This is a genomic window from Thermosynechococcus sp. (assembly GCF_025999095.1).
Lineage (GTDB): Bacteria > Cyanobacteriota > Cyanobacteriia > Thermosynechococcales > Thermosynechococcaceae > Thermosynechococcus.
On record NZ_AP024678.1, the window covers coordinates 215,953 to 230,638 of the forward strand.

At 54.8% G+C, this 14,686-nt stretch carries 18 protein-coding genes; 12 read left to right on the plus strand and 6 right to left on the minus strand.

Annotated features, from left to right (window positions below; translation table 11 throughout):
• Window positions 1-148 precede the first annotated feature (148 nt).
• The 11 genes from Q0W94_RS01040 (at window position 149) to psbZ (ending at window position 7,629) form a co-directional block, all read left to right on the plus strand.
• Window positions 149-667, plus strand: a complete 519-nt coding sequence (locus tag Q0W94_RS01040; RefSeq protein ID WP_011057792.1) for a phycocyanin subunit beta — start codon at window positions 149-151, stop codon at window positions 665-667.
• Window positions 668-735: 68 nt separating this feature from the next.
• Entirely contained in the window at window positions 736-1,224 is a 489-nt protein-coding gene (gene cpcA, locus Q0W94_RS01045; protein ID WP_024124992.1) for a phycocyanin subunit alpha, read from the plus strand.
• A 113-nt stretch (window positions 1,225-1,337) separates the two neighbouring features.
• Window positions 1,338-2,201 (plus strand): phycobilisome linker polypeptide, encoded by an 864-nt coding sequence (locus Q0W94_RS01050; RefSeq protein ID WP_024124993.1) that lies wholly within the window; start codon window positions 1,338-1,340, stop codon window positions 2,199-2,201.
• Between the two features lie 39 nt (window positions 2,202-2,240).
• Entirely contained in the window at window positions 2,241-2,477 is a 237-nt protein-coding gene (locus Q0W94_RS01055) for a phycobilisome linker polypeptide (protein WP_024124994.1), read from the plus strand.
• Window positions 2,478-2,499: 22 nt separating this feature from the next.
• Entirely contained in the window at window positions 2,500-3,315 is an 816-nt protein-coding gene (locus Q0W94_RS01060) for a HEAT repeat domain-containing protein (RefSeq protein WP_297759980.1), read from the plus strand.
• Window positions 3,312-3,953, plus strand: a complete 642-nt coding sequence (locus tag Q0W94_RS01065; protein WP_297759982.1) for a HEAT repeat domain-containing protein — start codon at window positions 3,312-3,314, stop codon at window positions 3,951-3,953. Before Q0W94_RS01060 ends, Q0W94_RS01065 begins: the two co-directional genes overlap by 4 nt.
• 14 nt (window positions 3,954-3,967) lie before the next feature.
• Window positions 3,968-4,801 (plus strand): phycobilisome rod-core linker polypeptide, encoded by an 834-nt coding sequence (locus Q0W94_RS01070; RefSeq protein ID WP_297759984.1) that lies wholly within the window; start codon window positions 3,968-3,970, stop codon window positions 4,799-4,801.
• A gap of 3 nt (window positions 4,802-4,804) precedes the next feature.
• The gene (locus Q0W94_RS01075) at window positions 4,805-5,545 is read left to right on the plus strand and encodes a phycobilisome rod-core linker polypeptide (RefSeq protein ID WP_297759986.1); all 741 of its coding nucleotides are present in this window, start codon (window positions 4,805-4,807) and stop codon (window positions 5,543-5,545) included.
• Window positions 5,546-5,578: 33 nt separating this feature from the next.
• A complete protein-coding gene (locus Q0W94_RS01080; protein ID WP_297759987.1) occupies window positions 5,579-6,334 on the plus strand; it encodes a phycobilisome rod-core linker polypeptide in 756 nt (251 codons plus the stop codon).
• A gap of 135 nt (window positions 6,335-6,469) precedes the next feature.
• Window positions 6,470-7,324: a M23 family metallopeptidase gene (locus tag Q0W94_RS01085; protein ID WP_297759989.1), complete on the plus strand. Its 855-nt coding sequence runs from the start codon at window positions 6,470-6,472 to the stop codon at window positions 7,322-7,324.
• 116 nt (window positions 7,325-7,440) lie between these two features.
• Complete coding sequence (psbZ, locus tag Q0W94_RS01090; protein WP_297759991.1) at window positions 7,441-7,629, plus strand: photosystem II reaction center protein PsbZ; 189 nt, start codon at window positions 7,441-7,443, stop codon at window positions 7,627-7,629.
• On the opposite strand, the gene Q0W94_RS01095 is transcribed toward psbZ, so the two are convergent.
• The 5 genes from Q0W94_RS01095 to Q0W94_RS01115 form a co-directional block, all read right to left on the minus strand.
• Window positions 7,626-8,402, minus strand: a complete 777-nt coding sequence (locus Q0W94_RS01095) for an RNA methyltransferase (RefSeq protein ID WP_315863140.1) — start codon at window positions 8,400-8,402, stop codon at window positions 7,626-7,628. The two genes, psbZ and Q0W94_RS01095, sit on opposite strands and share 4 nt — an antisense overlap.
• The gene (locus tag Q0W94_RS01100) at window positions 8,402-9,094 is read right to left on the minus strand and encodes a type 1 glutamine amidotransferase (protein ID WP_297759995.1); all 693 of its coding nucleotides are present in this window, start codon (window positions 9,092-9,094) and stop codon (window positions 8,402-8,404) included. Before Q0W94_RS01100 ends, Q0W94_RS01095 begins: the two co-directional genes overlap by 1 nt.
• A gap of 8 nt (window positions 9,095-9,102) precedes the next feature.
• Window positions 9,103-9,573 (minus strand): CAAD domain-containing protein, encoded by a 471-nt coding sequence (locus Q0W94_RS01105; RefSeq protein ID WP_297759997.1) that lies wholly within the window; start codon window positions 9,571-9,573, stop codon window positions 9,103-9,105.
• 129 nt (window positions 9,574-9,702) lie between these two features.
• A complete protein-coding gene (locus Q0W94_RS01110) occupies window positions 9,703-11,139 on the minus strand; it encodes a circularly permuted type 2 ATP-grasp protein (RefSeq protein WP_297759999.1) in 1,437 nt (478 codons plus the stop codon).
• A 25-nt stretch (window positions 11,140-11,164) separates the two neighbouring features.
• On the minus strand, window positions 11,165-11,392 hold the full coding sequence (locus Q0W94_RS01115; RefSeq protein WP_297760001.1) for a hypothetical protein: 228 nt from the start codon (window positions 11,390-11,392) through the stop codon (window positions 11,165-11,167).
• A gap of 256 nt (window positions 11,393-11,648) precedes the next feature.
• Between Q0W94_RS01115 and ffh the strand changes: the two genes are divergently transcribed.
• Entirely contained in the window at window positions 11,649-13,058 is a 1,410-nt protein-coding gene (gene ffh / locus Q0W94_RS01120; protein WP_297760003.1) for a signal recognition particle protein, read from the plus strand.
• A gap of 25 nt (window positions 13,059-13,083) precedes the next feature.
• On the opposite strand, the gene Q0W94_RS01125 is transcribed toward ffh, so the two are convergent.
• Window positions 13,084-14,673, minus strand: a complete 1,590-nt coding sequence (locus tag Q0W94_RS01125; protein ID WP_297760005.1) for a glycoside hydrolase family 57 protein — start codon at window positions 14,671-14,673, stop codon at window positions 13,084-13,086.
• Between the last annotated feature and the right edge of the window lie 13 nt (window positions 14,674-14,686).

Genomic DNA, 14,686 nt, shown 5'->3' on the forward strand with positions numbered 1-14,686 from the left:
ACCAAGGATCAGCTTGGTCGCTCTCGGGTTGCTTGGCACAGCCCTTAGGGAGTTGCTGATTAGCCCCCTAAAAATCCTGCCTGATCTCTGGGGGCAGGAATGTCAAGAAGGTCTCACTTCTTTAATAACCCTTAAGGAGAATTGATCCATGCTAGATGCATTTGCCAAAGTTGTCGCTCAGGCCGATGCCCGGGGTGAATTTCTCACCAACGCCCAGTTCGATGCCCTGTCCAACTTGGTGAAAGAAGGCAACAAGCGTCTGGATGCTGTCAACCGCATCACCAGCAATGCCTCCACGATCGTTGCTAACGCTGCTCGTGCCCTCTTTGCAGAGCAACCCCAACTGATCCAACCCGGTGGGAATGCTTACACCAACCGTCGTATGGCGGCTTGCCTGCGCGACATGGAAATCATCTTGCGCTATGTGACCTACGCCATTTTGGCCGGCGACTCCAGCGTGCTGGATGATCGCTGCTTGAACGGTCTGCGGGAAACCTACCAAGCCCTGGGTACGCCCGGCTCCTCTGTGGCTGTGGCCATTCAGAAAATGAAAGATGCCGCGATCGCGATCGCCAATGATCCCAATGGCATCACCCCTGGCGATTGCAGCGCCCTGATGTCCGAAATCGCTGGCTACTTTGATCGTGCCGCTGCCGCTGTTGCCTAGGACACCTTAGACGTTCCTTAACTTTGACCGTTCTGAACACGCACATTTTTTAGGGAGATATTTTATCCATGAAAACGCCGATTACTGAAGCTATTGCCGCCGCCGATACCCAAGGTCGTTTCCTCAGCAACACCGAACTGCAAGCGGTGGATGGTCGCTTCAAGCGCGCTGTGGCCAGCATGGAAGCGGCTCGCGCCCTGACCAACAATGCCCAGAGCCTGATTGACGGCGCAGCCCAAGCGGTGTATCAAAAATTCCCCTACACCACCACCATGCAAGGCTCTCAGTATGCCTCGACCCCCGAAGGCAAAGCCAAGTGCGCCCGTGACATCGGCTACTATCTGCGGATGATCACCTACTGCCTCGTGGCGGGTGGCACCGGTCCGATGGACGAGTACCTGATTGCCGGCTTGTCTGAAATCAACAGCACCTTTGATCTGTCGCCAAGCTGGTATATCGAAGCTCTGAAGTACATCAAAGCCAACCATGGCTTGACCGGCCAAGCTGCGGTGGAAGCCAACGCCTACATCGACTACGCCATTAACGCCCTCAGCTAATAGGCGTTTCCCTTTGTTGCCCGGTGAGGTAAGCAGATGTTGTCGGCGTTGGGCTGACCCTTTGTTTACAACACCGGGCTTGTTTGTACCCTCGATATTTAGGAGTTTGTACCGTGGCTATTACTGCTGCTGCTTCGCGCTTGGGTACCTCCGCCTTCAGTGATGCTCCGCGGGTGGAGCTGCGTGCCAACTGGAGCGAGGAAGATCTGGAGACTGTCATCCGTGCCGTTTACCGCCAGGTTTTGGGCAATGACTATGTCATGGCATCGGAGCGTTTAGTGAGTGCGGAGTCACTGTTGCGCAATGGCAAAATTACCGTGCGGGAGTTTGTGCGCGCAGTGGCTAAGTCGGAACTATACAAAGAGAAGTTTCTCTACGGCAATTTCCAAACCCGTGTCATTGAACTGAACTATAAACATTTGTTGGGGCGGGCACCCTACGATGAGTCGGAAGTGATCTTCCACTTGGATCTCTACGAAAATGAGGGCTTTGATGCCGACATTGACTCCTACATTGATTCCCCTGAATACACCAATAGCTTTGGGGATTGGGTGGTGCCCTACTATCGCGGGTTTAATACCCAGCCGGGTCAGAAAACCGTCGGCTTTAACCGCATGTTTCGTCTCTATCGCGGCTATGCCAATAGCGATCGCGCCCAAGCGGAAGGCAGCATGTCCCGTTTAGCGCGGGATTTGGCCACCAACCGTGCCAATACGGTGGTGCCCCCTTCCAATAGTGATACGGCCTTTGCCTATTACACCCCCAGTGCCGATGTTCCTCCACGGGCATGTTTGGGGGGGTCCTTTGGGGAAAGTGGCCGCGTCTATCGCATTGAAGTGGCGGGGATTCGCCAGCCGGGCTATCCGGGGGTGCGCCGCAGTAGTACCGCCTTCTTGGTGCCCTATGAGCAACTGTCAGCGAAAATGCAGCAGCTTCAGCGGACGGGTGCTCGCATTGTCAGTGTCAATCCTGCTTAGGAATATTTAGCGTCCTTTTGAGATTGGGAGTCAGGTGTCATGTTTGGTCAAACTGCGTCTGGAAGTGCTGCCCTTAGCCCCTCCGGCGCGCGTGTTTTCCGCTACGAGGTTGTGGGCCTGCGTCAAAACGAAGAAACCGACAAAATGGGGTTTCCAATTCGGCGCAGCGGCAGCACCTTTATTACGGTGCCCTACAGCCGCATGAATGAAGAGATGCAGCGCATTACCCGCATGGGGGGCAAAATCGTTTCTATTACCCCAGTGGTTGCCTCCTAGGTCGCTGAGGTCAGGAGAGGGAATGACGGCGGTCTCTGAACCGGTACAGCTGACGGTTCCCCAAATGCTGGCGCAGCTTCAGGGGACGGATATCAGTCTCCGCTACTATGCGGCGTGGTGGCTGGGGAAGTTTGGCCTAGAAACCGCGACAGCAGCGGAGCGGCAGGCCATTGTCAGCGCTTTGATTGCGGCTTTGGCCGATGAAGCCGATCGCACAGAATTGGGGGGCTACCCCCTACGGCGAAATGCCGCCCGCGCATTGGGTAAGCTAGGCGATCGCCAAGCTGTGCCGGCGTTGATTGAGTGCTTGCGCTGTGAGGATTTTTATGTCCGGGAGGCGGCGGCTATTGCCCTCGGCCAATTGGGAGATCCGCGGGCGATCGCTCCCCTACAATCGCTCCTAGAAGGCGGTGTGGCGATGGCGCAGCTTGTCCCCGGTCGCCCGCATCTGGTGCAGCCAGTGGCAGCCGTGATTGAAAGCCTGGGTCACCTTGGCGCTACCGAAGCCATTGCCCTCATTGAGCCCTTCTTGACCCATGAAATGCCGCGAGTGCAATTTGCCGCTGCGCGGGCCCTCTTTCAGCTGACGGGGGACGCGGTGTATGGCGATCGCCTCCTAGCCGCCCTCAACAGTGAAGATGTGCAACTGCGGCGGACAGCACTTCTAGATTTGGGAGCAATGGGGTATCTGCCAGCAGCGGAGGCTATTTTGCAGGCGGGTGTTGAGGCCAGCTTCAAGCTCATTGCCCTCCACGGCATCCTAGGGAAGCAACTGCGGCAGGCTGCCCCACTACCCCAGACCCTCTCCCTCTTTCAAGGATTGGATCAACTGCTGTGAGTGACCTCCATGCCTATATCCATGCTGTTGAGACCGCCAGCTCTGGGCCGGCGTTGCGGCAGGCGGTGATTCAGCTTGCCCAGCAAAAAGACACCGCTGCCATTCCCACACTGATTGCCGTTTTGGGGTACAACAACCCCGCTGCCGCCCAAGCTGCTGTGGAAGGTCTGATTGCCCTTGGGGATGCTGTTGTAGAGCCGCTGCTGGCACAGTTGGATGGGTATAACTACGGTGCCCGTGCCTATGGGGTGCGTGTCTTGGGGAGTATTGGTCATCCCGCCGCCCTGCAGGTCCTATTGGCTGCTGCGCAGTCGGATTTTGCCCCCAGTGTTCGCCGCGCCGCCACAAAGGCCTTGGGAACGCTCCGCTGGCACTTAATCCCTGAGGAGACGGCAAGAGAGACCCAGTTAAAGGAGGCACTGGCGGTTCTCCAACGCAACAGTGCAGCAGCGGATTGGGCGGTTCGCTATGCTGTGGGCGTTGCCCTTGATCATCTGCATCAGCAGGCGGCGGCCCGTGCGATTCGGGAAGCGGTGCGTTCACTCCTCAATCATTTGAGCGATCGCGACCCCGATATTGTGGTGCGTTCCCGTTGTCAACTTGCCCTCCAGAGGGACTCTCTATCGATGCACACCTAGAGGATTGGAAAGTTATGTCGTTACCCTTGCTGGCTGTGAAGCCCAGAACCCTTGACCAGCGGGTGGTCAGTTATGAAGTCCCCGCCGAGGATGATCCCGTCATCTACCGCCTCAGCGATGCCACCGATGCCGCAGATGTGGATGCCCTAATTTGGGCAGCCTATCGCCAGATTTTCAGCGAGCACTTGATTTTGGCCTCCTACCGTCAGCCCTTCCTAGAATCTCAACTCCGCAACCGTGCCATTTCCGTACGGGATTTTATCCGTGGCTTGGGTAAGTCGGAGGTCTATCGCGAGCAAGTGGCAGCCGTCAACTCCAATTACCGCCTTGTGGATATTTCCTTCAAGCGATTCCTTGGCCGCCCCACCTATGGCCAGCAGGAGCAAATTGCTTGGTCGATTATCCTTGCCACCCGTGGCCTAGAAGGGTTTATTGATGCCCTCGTGGACAGCGACGAGTACCAGCAAAACTTTGGTGCCGATATTGTCCCCTACCAACGGCGGCGGCGCATGGCCCGTCCTTTTAACCTCGTTAATCCCCGCTACAGCGACTACTGGCGCAACAAGGAAATCTCCCTGGGTGGCCGTTCTTACTATCAAGCGCGCTACTACGGTTCAGGGCCACTCGACAAGCAAATTGTCCGAGGGGCGATTCCAGCCAACTTCCTGTCTATGGCGCGTTCAATCGTGGTGCCCACCCTCGATACGCAACGCCATGTGGCACGGGCCACCTCAAGTTTGGTGAGGGTTCCCAATACTGCCCAAGAACGGGATCTGCCGCCCACCCCCGTCAAACCGGTGCCTGTTGCGTTGCCCTACCGTTATTTGCCCTCTCAACCAAAGGTGTAAGCCATGACGATTCCCTTGCTGAGCTATGCCCCCAGTTCTCAAAATCAGCGGGTACCGGGCTACGAAGTACCCAATGAAGAAACCCCCTGGCGCTATTCCCTTGAGGATGCAGTGGATCAGTCGGATGTTGAGGAACTGATTTGGGCAGCCTATCGCCAGGTATTTAGCGAACACGTGGTCCTCAAGAGTACCCGCCAGCCCCATTTGGAATCACAATTGGCCAATCGTGCCATCTCGGTACGGGATTTTATTCGCGGCTTGGCCAAATCAGAGACCTTCCGCCGCCTGGTGGTGGAGACGAACTCCAACTATCGCTTGGTGGAAATTGCCCTAAAGCGGCTGCTTGGACGTGCTCCCTACAACAAAAATGAAGAACTGGCGTGGTCCATTCGCATTGCCACCGATGGTTGGCAGAAATTTGTGGATACCCTGGTGGACAGCGACGAATATACGCAAAACTTTGGCGATAACACGGTGCCCTATCAGCGTCGCCGCTACAAAGATCGCCCGTTTAATCTGGTGACCCCTCGCTATAGTGACTACTGGCGCGATAAGTTAGAGAACAGTCGCTACAAGTGGGGCGACATCCGCAACTTCCTAGAGATGGCACGATCGGTCAAGGTGACGCCCGTGCAATTCAAGCCGGTCTCCACCGCCAATGTGCAAATCCCTGATACCACACGGCGCGATCGCCCGACTGTCCCGGCCTCGATCAACCCGACGGCGAGCTTTCCGCTGCGCTAGCTATTGTTTCACTCTTTGACTTGGGAGAGATCCATGGACTTACCTCTACTCGCCTACAAACCCACAACTCAAAACCACCGCGTCGCTAGTTTTGGCATTGCCGATCAAAACGAAGATACCCCCTATATCTATCGTCTTGAGGATGCAGCCTCCGCCTCGGAAATTCGGGAGGTGATCTGGGCCTGCTATCGGCAGGTGTTTAGTGAGCATGCCACCTTGGCCTTTAACCGTCAAATCACTTTGGAATCCCAATTAGTGAACCGAGTGATTACGGTGCGGGACTTTATTCGCGGTTTGGCCAAATCAGAGCGCTTCTACAATACAGTGGTGGCCGTAAACGACAACTACCGCTTGGTGGATGTTTGCCTGCGGCGGTTCTTGGGGCGCAGTGCCTACAACGAAGAGGAAAAAATTGCTTGGTCAATTAAAATTGGCACCCTTGGCTTCTATGGCTTTGTCGATGCCCTCCTCGACAGTGAGGAATACACCAATGCCTTTGGTGACTTTACGGTGCCCTATCAGCGCAAGCGGATGGAGGGACGTCCCTTTAACCTCGTGACGCCGCGCTATGGCTTTGAATATCGCGACAAAGTGGGTACCACCAAGACAGATTGGCGGTTTGCGCTGGAGAAATTCTACGATCGCAAGTTCCAGGAGCGGCGGCTACCGGAGGGCGACCCCCGCAAATACCGCGATTTGGCAGCAGCGATCGCGCCCAAAACTCGCTATGCCCAACAGTTGCGTGCGGCTGATATTGACTACCTTGCCAAAGTGCCCCGCCGCCGTTAAAGCGCCCTGATCATTCTCCAAATGTCCTCTAGCGGTTTAGCCGTCGGTTATACTACTGGCGGCTTTTTTCCATGGTTTTGCCTTTGAAACCCAATCTATGAGCATCTAACATAGAGGTCAGTTATTTCTTGAACTATGGGCAATCACCTTCTCCCGTGGCTGGTCAGCGCCATTATCCCTGCCACCATTGTGCCGGCCAGTAGTCAAGTGACGATTCCACTTACAGTCAGCATCAGTCCTGATCGCCCTGTTTTAGGAGATACACTGGCCATTGTGGTCAATGCTCCAGAAGCTCCCACGGTAGAGGTGGCGGGCAAAGCACTGCCGGTGTTCTCCATTGGCCCCCAGCAATGGCGTGCTTTTGTGGCAACAACACCGCTCCAGACACCCGGCCGCCGTTCCTTAGTGATTCGCTCAGGAAATCAAACCCGCCATCTGCTGCTTTGGGTGGGCGATCGCGCCTTTCCTGTGCAACGCATTTGGCTACCACCGGGCAAGGACTCCTCAGGCACAGATTTTGAATTTGATCGCGTGGATGCCTTTAAGGCACTGGTCACCCCCCAACGACTCTGGCAGGGCGCCTTTGTGCGTCCCAACACTGGCCCTGTAACCACCCCCTACGGTGTGCGGCGGTATTACAACGGCGTTTTTGCCAAGGACTATTTCCACCGCGGCATTGACTATGCAGGCCCCAAGGGATCACCGGTAGTGGCAGCGCAGCGGGGACGGGTTGCTCTCGTGGGGCAAGAATCTCAAGGGTTTCTGATCCATGGCAACACGGTCGGTATTGATCATGGGCAGGGGGTGCTGACGATTTACCTGCACCTTGATCAAATCCGCGTTCAAGAGGGACAAATGGTTGAGGCAGGGGAAGTCATTGGCACCGTTGGCAATACGGGTGCCGCCACAGGCCCCCATCTCCACTGGGGACTCTACGTCAATGGCGAGTGCGTCGATCCGCGATCGTGGCTGGCGCAGGGGTGGCAGTAGTTGTTACAGGAACTCAGCTCCCTGCCTAGCTTAGGGTCAACAAATGGGCGATAATGCTACTTCAGAGGTAGTCACTTACTACCGTTGCCGCTGATAAGATTTGGGAGTTAGCAACAATGACCATTTTGTTTCAACTGGCCTTGGCTGCCCTCGTCATCCTGTCCTTTGTGATGGTGATCGGTGTACCCGTGGCCTATGCCTCTCCCCAGGATTGGGATCGCTCAAGGCAGTTAATTTTCCTTGGCTCCGGGCTATGGATTGCCCTAGTGCTGGTGGTGGGCGTTCTCAACTTTTTTGTGGTTTAGTCCAGCCAGCGTTGGCGATAGACCTCATACAAAAGCACTGCCGTAGCAATCGCCACATTCAAGGATTCGACAGTTGGCTCCTGAGGAATCCGCAGTGCCGTAAAGGTGCGATCTTGGTAGGCCGGGGGTAATCCTTGGCCTTCATTGCCCATGACCAGCAAGGTGGGTTGACGGAAATCCCCTTGCCAGTAGACCAGGGGCGCCGTCGGTAGTGTGACAACAATTTGCCATCCTTGGGCTTGATAGGCCTTGAGGGTTGTTAAGCCATCGGTAACAGTTTGCATGGGTAGGCGAAACCATTGACCGGCACTAGCGCGCAACACTTTTGGATGGGTCATGTCGACGCAATCGGAGGTCAGCAATAGACCCTCAACCCCCACTGCGGCAGCGGTGCGAATAATCGTTCCCAAATTGCCCGGATCTTGAAGCGTTACTAAACACAGCCCCAAAGACTGGAGCGGCAAGGTAGGCAGGGGTGTATAGTCGGCAACGGCGACGACGCCATCGGGGGTGGTTGTTGTACAAAGGGCAGCAAGGACTTCCTCACTAACTTCAACGGCGCGATCGCTCCTGTGGAGAAGCTGCTGCCAAAATGTTGGAGATTGTTTAGCTTGCCAAGCACTGGTATAGCAAACCACAGATAAGTGATAGCCACTTACCAGTGCCTCTTGGATTAGATGAGTCCCCTCTAAAAGCAAGTGCCCTTGGCGATATTTGCGGTGGTGCAGCTTCCGAATCGAGCGCACCAATTGATTCTGGCGACTGGTAATGATCACTGCTGAATCCAGCGCTCCAGAAAACGTTCCAGATAGGGAGCCAAGAGTGCTGTTTGCCCTGCTTGGGCTTGAATTTCTGTGGCCGATTGAATGTAGCGATCGGGGACCAGCTCGTGCTGACAGTGCTGAATCAACTCCCCAAGACTGGCAGGCGTCACTTCTAGGTGAAACTGCAGACCAACAACGCGATCGCCCCACAGGAATCCCTGTTGCGGACAGGCGGCACTTTTGGCGAGGCGAATCGCGCCCGTGGGTAGGCTAAACATATCCCCATGCCAATGCAGCACCGTCAGTTGGGGTGGCCAATCCTGAAACCAAGGATGGGCTTGGGCGGCTGCTGTGAGTTCAATGGGAAACCAGCCGATTTCCTTCGTGGGTGCGGCGCTGACCGTTGCCCCTAAGACCTGTGCCAACAGTTGAGCACCCAGGCAAATCCCTAAAATGGGTAATCCGTTGGCGATCGCCTGCCGCAAAAAGGCTTTTTCAGCTCCTAACCACGGATAGAGCGCCTCATCGTATACCCCCATGGGGCCACCCATGACGATCAGGGCATCTACCTCCGTCAATGCGGGTAGCGGCTCACCCGCATAGAGATGACTGCCTTGCCAATCAAACCCCCGGGCGATCGCCCACTGCGCAATATGGGCGGGGGTCTCAAAGGGGACATGCTGGAGGTAGTGCAGCCGCATGCATCCCCTTAGGAAGAACTACCGCCTTGATTGCCAAGGATACGGGATTTATACTCGTTCACCCTTTGACCCAATTCACGGCGACCCGATTCAAAGAGGACATAGCGATAGAGAAACCAACAGGTGTAGCCAAAGCCCACGAGTTCACAGGTCGGCCCTAGGAGGGGAATCGCATTCACCACTTCCAAAATGGCAACCGCCAGTGCCACAAAAGGAACAGTAGCGAGAATGATGAGAAGGGTACGCAGGGACTGCTGGTATTCGCCCAGAAATTCACTAACCTGATCGGGAAAGACTGTGAGGAGCCAATAGAGTTTTTCGCGAGCCTGTTGCCACTGTTCATCCGTGAGACCACCAACCTTTGGCGTCGCTGTCTGAGACTCTACTTCCGCTAAGGGTGCTGGCGGCGGCGTTGGTTCAAAAATAGGCTTTTCTGTATGGGTGGTTTCTGTGGTTGGGGCTGTCTCAAATTCATTCATGGGCTTAAGTTCCTTCAGTACCTCAGCAAGTTTAGGCTAAGTTCACCGATCAGCGTTGGCTAATAGCTAATAATTGTTTAACATAGGTGGTGCCTTACCGCTAGCATCCCATTGCCCCAAAAAACGGCGCTACTCATTGAGCACCCAAGTATCCTTGCTCCCTCCCCCTTGGGATGAATTCACCACCAATGAGCCGCGCTTCATTGCTACCCGCGTCAGACCACCAGGATGGACATAAATTTCCTTGCCGTACAGAATATAGGGGCGTAAATCCACATGGCAGCCAACAATTTCACCCCCCAAAAGGGTGGGCACGCGCGACAGCGAAAGAGTGGGCTGGGCAATGTAGTTGCGGGGATTGGCTTTGATGCGTTCTGCAAATTCTGCCCGCTGTTCAGCCGTCGCTTGAGAACCAATCAGCATGCCATAGCCACCGGACTCGTTGGCAGATTTCACCACGAGGGAATCGAGGTTCTTGAGCACATGGTCTAACTGTTGCGGCTCCCAGCACAGGTACGTGGGCACATTGGGCAGTAGGGGTTCCTCACCGAGGTAATAGCGAATCATTTGCGGCACATAGGCATAAATTACCTTGTCATCGGCCACACCAGTTCCGAGGGCATTGGCGATCGCCACCCGCCCTTGGCGATAAACCTCTACCAGACCCCTCACCCCTAGGACCGAATCGGGACGAAATACCGCTGGATCGATAAAGTCATCATCAATGCGGCGATAGACCACATCCACCCGCTCAAGCCCCTTGGTGGTACGCATTTGGAGGTAACCATCGGCTACCACCAGATCCCGCCCTTCCACGAGTGTCACCCCCATTTGCTGCGCAAGGAAGGAATGCTCAAAATAGGCGGAGTTGTATATTCCCGGCGTCAGTACCACCACTGTCGCATCCGGTAGACCGGGGGGCGCAAGGTTCAACAGGGTTTCCAGTAGACGGCTGGGGTACTCGTCCACCGGTTGAATGTGCAGTTCTCTGAAAAGCAGGGGAAACGTGCTTTTCATCACGCGGCGGTTTTCCAGCACATAGGAGACCCCCGAAGGACAGCGCAAGTTATCCTCTAGAACATAGAATGTGCCATCGCGATCGCGCACTAAATCGGTACCCGTAATATGGCACCAAATCCCTCCTGGGGGCTTCAGGTCATGGCAGGGACGCAAATAGCCCTTAGCTGACTCAATCAACTCCCGGGGAATGACACCATCCTTAATAATTTTTTGATCGCCATAGACATCAGCAATAAAGGTATTGAGTGCTCCAATCCGTTGCTTTAGACCCCGTTCAAGGGCTTGCCACTCTTGGGCGGGAATGACCCGCGGCAGAATATCAAAGGGCATGATCCGCTCCGTGCCCTCAGCCGCACCATAGACCGTGAACGTGGCGCCAATGTTAAACATTACCTGTTGTGCTGTTTTTTGGCGCTGTTGGAGCTGTCCCGCTGGGAGCGATCGCACCCGTTGCAACAGCGGTTCAATAAAAGGGCGTGGCTGTCCTTTGGCAAGAAACCACTCGTCGTAAAAGTCTCCCGGATCGTAGTTGTCAAATTCCCGCATTGATATTCCTTTGTGGCGATTTCCCTCAATGATCTTGCTCTAGAGGCGTCGGCAAATCGGAAACCGCCACTAGATGAAACCCCATTTGACAGCGAAAGTGTTGGCATCCCGCTGCAGCGGTACTCCCTAGGGGGGCCCCACAACGAAGCTGACCCTCCTGCCAGCGGGGTTGGCCTTGGCGATCGGCCAATAAACAGGATTGACACACAGACTGTGACGGTAAAATCTGATTTTGGGTGAGGATCACAAGCATCGGACACCTCCCACGGATCAGAGCCTTTCATAGAGAGTCTTTATAGAACCTTGCCGCAAAAAGACTCCAACCCTCGTGCTTTCATTTTATCGTGAAAGCCTAGCGGATACGGTTGACTGCAACTGCTAACTTTGCTACAAATTGCAACTTGCAGCCCCTTGCTTAATCGGCAGCAAAGACTGTACGGGGAAGACGGTTTGCTACGATAAATACGCTAAGACTAATAAAATGATTGTCACCCCTTGAGCTGTAATCCATGTTTGACGCCCTTGCCGAACGCCTTGAATCTGCTTGGAAAACCCTACGGGGTCAAGACAAAATTACGGAAAACAATATCCAGGAAGCGCTTAGGGAAGTGCGCCGCGCCCTCTTAGAGGCCGATGTCAACCTACAGGTCGCCAAAGACTTTATTGAAAACGTCCGGCAGCGGGCGATCGGTGCTGAGGTCATTGCCGGGGTTCGTCCCGATCAGCAATTTATCAAAATTGTTTATGATGCCCTCGTTGAGGTCATGGGGGAATCCCACAGTCCCCTTGCTCACGTGGAGTCACCGCCCACGATCATTCTCATGGCGGGTTTACAGGGAACGGGGAAAACCACCGCCACCGCAAAGCTCGCCCTGCACTTGCGCAAAGAAGGTCGTAGCAGCCTTTTAGTAGCCACCGATGTCTATCGTCCTGCTGCCATTGACCAGTTGATGACCCTTGGTAAACAAATTGATGTGCCCGTGTTTGAAATGGGGACAGAGGTTAGCCCTGTGGAAATTGCTCGCCAAGGGGTGGCCAAAGCCAAGGAACTGGGTGTGGATACCGTGATCATTGACACTGCGGGGCGCCTACAAATTGATGCCGAGATGATGGCAGAACTGGCGGCCATTAAGGCAGCGGTCCAACCCCACGAAACCCTCCTAGTGGTGGATGCCATGACCGGGCAAGAGGCGGCCAACCTCACCCGTGCTTTCCATGAGCAGGTGGGGATTACGGGAGCCATTCTCACCAAGCTAGATGGCGATACACGCGGCGGCGCAGCTCTCTCGGTGCGTCAGGTCTCTGGACAGCCGATTAAGTTTATTGGTGTTGGTGAAAAAGTCGAAGCTCTCCAGCCTTTCTATCCCGATCGCTTGGCTTCGCGCATCTTAGGGATGGGGGATGTCCTCACCCTTGTCGAAAAAGCCCAAGCGGAAGTGGACTTGGCCGATGCCGAAAAAATGTCCCGCAAAATCCTCGAAGCCCAGTTTGACTTTGATGACTTCCTCAAGCAACTGCGCTTGCTAAAAAATATGGGTTCCCTGGCGGGAATTATGAAGCTTATCCCCGGCATGAATAAAATTTCAACGGAGCAACTCCAGCAGGGGGAAGTGCAACTCAAACGGGCAGAAGCAATGATTAACTCCATGACCCGCGAAGAGCGCCGCAATCCTGAACTTCTTGCCAGCTCCCCCAGTCGCCGTGAACGGGTTGCCAAAGGTGCCGGTTATCAGGTGGCCGATGTCACAAAGTTGGTCAGCGATTTCCAACGCATGCGATCGCTGATGCAGCAGATGGGTCAAGGGAGCTTTCCGGGCATGGGTATGCCGGGTATGACCCCCATGGGTCGAGGAGCACGGGCTCAGACTGCCAAAAAGCCCAAGAAGCAAAAGAAACGCAAAGGCTTTGGCGTTCTCTAAACGCCTTCTCTAAACACTGCTGCGACTACAGGGGGCGATAGACCCGATAGTTAATGTGGGGGAAAATATTGTCAATCGCCTCCACCTTTTCCAGCCAGCCGGCATCAATCTTTTGTGCCTTAATGTCCTCGTAGAGCTTGTGGAAGCGCATCAGGTGGCTACGGGTGCGGCGAACCGCATAGGGCACCATCGTTCCCGTGCGCATAATAAAGGCCCAGTCTGAGGATTGGGCAAGGAGCAATTCCCGTGCCGCTTGGTTGAGGGCACGCCAACTCAGTTCATCCCACGGCTCCCCCTTGGCCAGTTCAATCATCCGTTCAGCAGCCTTATGGAGGTGAGGGTAAATCCAAGCATTGGTGTCATTCAGCCAATATTCATGAAAGCCCTTGTAGCCCCAACTGGACTGGGAAGGACGGCACACCTGCTGGGTGGGATGGGCGCGTAGATAGTCTGCCAAGTGGGTCATGGTAAAGGTGTCTTGGTCAAACCAGACCTTGCGGAAGAGAAAGTCCAGGAACCAAGGCCCTTCATACCACCAGTGGCCATAGAGTTCAGCATCGTAGGGAGAGACCACAATCGGCGGACGCTGCATCAGGTGGTATAGGTAGCGAATTTGGTTTTCGCGGTTAAACATGAAATTGGCAGCGTGTTCGGCAGCTTTTTCCCGTGCCCAGTAGGGGTCATAGAGCTGCTTTTCCCCTAGACCAAGGCCACGCCCAGTAATTTTGTGGTACTTGATCCCGGTATTTTTGCGTTGGCCATTGGGCATGATATAGGGTTTGATGTATTCGTAGTCCGCTTCCCAACCCAAGTCCTTGTAAAACTCACGGTATTCAGGTGCCCCCGGATAGCCCACCTCCGATGACCACACCTGCTGGGAAGATTCGTGATCACGGCCAAAGGCAGCCACCCCAGTTTCAGTAAAAATGGGCGCATAGGTGCCAAAGCGAGGGCGGGGACGAGCGTAGAGAATACCGTGGCCATCGGTAATGAAATAGCGCAAACCAGCATCTGCTAGCATGCGCTCTAGACCTTCGTAGTAGGCGCACTCTGGCAGCCAGATGCCCTTGGGTGGACGCCCAAAGGTTTGCTCATAGTGCTCACAGGCCACCTGTAGTTGTGCCCACACCGCTTGAGGATACATTTTCATTAGGGGCAGGTAGCCATGGGTGGCGCCACAGGTAATGATTTCTAGGTTATTAGTGTCTTGAAACTGCTTAAAGGCCTTGACGAGGTCGCGATCGTAGTTTTCCCATGTCTGCCGTACGCGGTTGAATTCTTGGGCATAGTGCTCGGCGAGGTAGCGGATATGGCCATTGTAGGTATTGCGCTCTACCTCTAGTTCCGCCAGTTCCTCTAGTTTTGCCAAGTGCTGATCGTAGCGTTCCTGCAACAGCGGATCCCGCAGCATTGAAATTAATGGCGGCGTCATACTCATTGTGATTTTGAAGTCTACGCCGTCACGCTTTAGCCCCTCAAACATGCGGATCAGGGGCACGTAGGTTTCGGTAATCGCCTCAAAGAGCCACTCTTCTTCTAAAACGTAGTCACTCTCGGGGTGGCGGACAAAGGGGAGGTGAGCATGCAAAACCAGCGCTAGATAACCAATTGCCATAGGAAGCTTGCCT

What these genes read in the sequence shown, in the direction of transcription:
- Q0W94_RS01040 (WP_011057792.1), top strand. Translation starts at nt 149, where the DNA reads ATGCTAGATGCATTTGCCAAAGTTGTCGCTCAGGCCGATGCCCGGGGT.
- cpcA (WP_024124992.1), top strand. Translation starts at nt 736, where the DNA reads ATGAAAACGCCGATTACTGAAGCTATTGCCGCCGCCGATACCCAAGGT.
- Q0W94_RS01055 (WP_024124994.1), top strand. Translation starts at nt 2,241, where the DNA reads ATGTTTGGTCAAACTGCGTCTGGAAGTGCTGCCCTTAGCCCCTCCGGC.
- Q0W94_RS01060 (WP_297759980.1), top strand. Translation starts at nt 2,500, where the DNA reads ATGACGGCGGTCTCTGAACCGGTACAGCTGACGGTTCCCCAAATGCTG.
- Q0W94_RS01070 (WP_297759984.1), top strand. Translation starts at nt 3,968, where the DNA reads ATGTCGTTACCCTTGCTGGCTGTGAAGCCCAGAACCCTTGACCAGCGG.
- Q0W94_RS01075 (WP_297759986.1), top strand. Translation starts at nt 4,805, where the DNA reads ATGACGATTCCCTTGCTGAGCTATGCCCCCAGTTCTCAAAATCAGCGG.
- Q0W94_RS01080 (WP_297759987.1), top strand. Translation starts at nt 5,579, where the DNA reads ATGGACTTACCTCTACTCGCCTACAAACCCACAACTCAAAACCACCGC.
- Q0W94_RS01085 (WP_297759989.1), top strand. Translation starts at nt 6,470, where the DNA reads ATGGGCAATCACCTTCTCCCGTGGCTGGTCAGCGCCATTATCCCTGCC.
- psbZ (WP_297759991.1), top strand. Translation starts at nt 7,441, where the DNA reads ATGACCATTTTGTTTCAACTGGCCTTGGCTGCCCTCGTCATCCTGTCC.
- Q0W94_RS01100 (WP_297759995.1), bottom strand. Translation starts at nt 9,094, where the DNA reads ATGCGGCTGCACTACCTCCAGCATGTCCCCTTTGAGACCCCCGCCCAT.
- Q0W94_RS01105 (WP_297759997.1), bottom strand. Translation starts at nt 9,573, where the DNA reads ATGAATGAATTTGAGACAGCCCCAACCACAGAAACCACCCATACAGAA.
- Q0W94_RS01110 (WP_297759999.1), bottom strand. Translation starts at nt 11,139, where the DNA reads ATGCGGGAATTTGACAACTACGATCCGGGAGACTTTTACGACGAGTGG.
- Q0W94_RS01115 (WP_297760001.1), bottom strand. Translation starts at nt 11,392, where the DNA reads ATGCTTGTGATCCTCACCCAAAATCAGATTTTACCGTCACAGTCTGTG.
- ffh (WP_297760003.1), top strand. Translation starts at nt 11,649, where the DNA reads ATGTTTGACGCCCTTGCCGAACGCCTTGAATCTGCTTGGAAAACCCTA.
- Q0W94_RS01125 (WP_297760005.1), bottom strand. Translation starts at nt 14,673, where the DNA reads ATGGCAATTGGTTATCTAGCGCTGGTTTTGCATGCTCACCTCCCCTTT.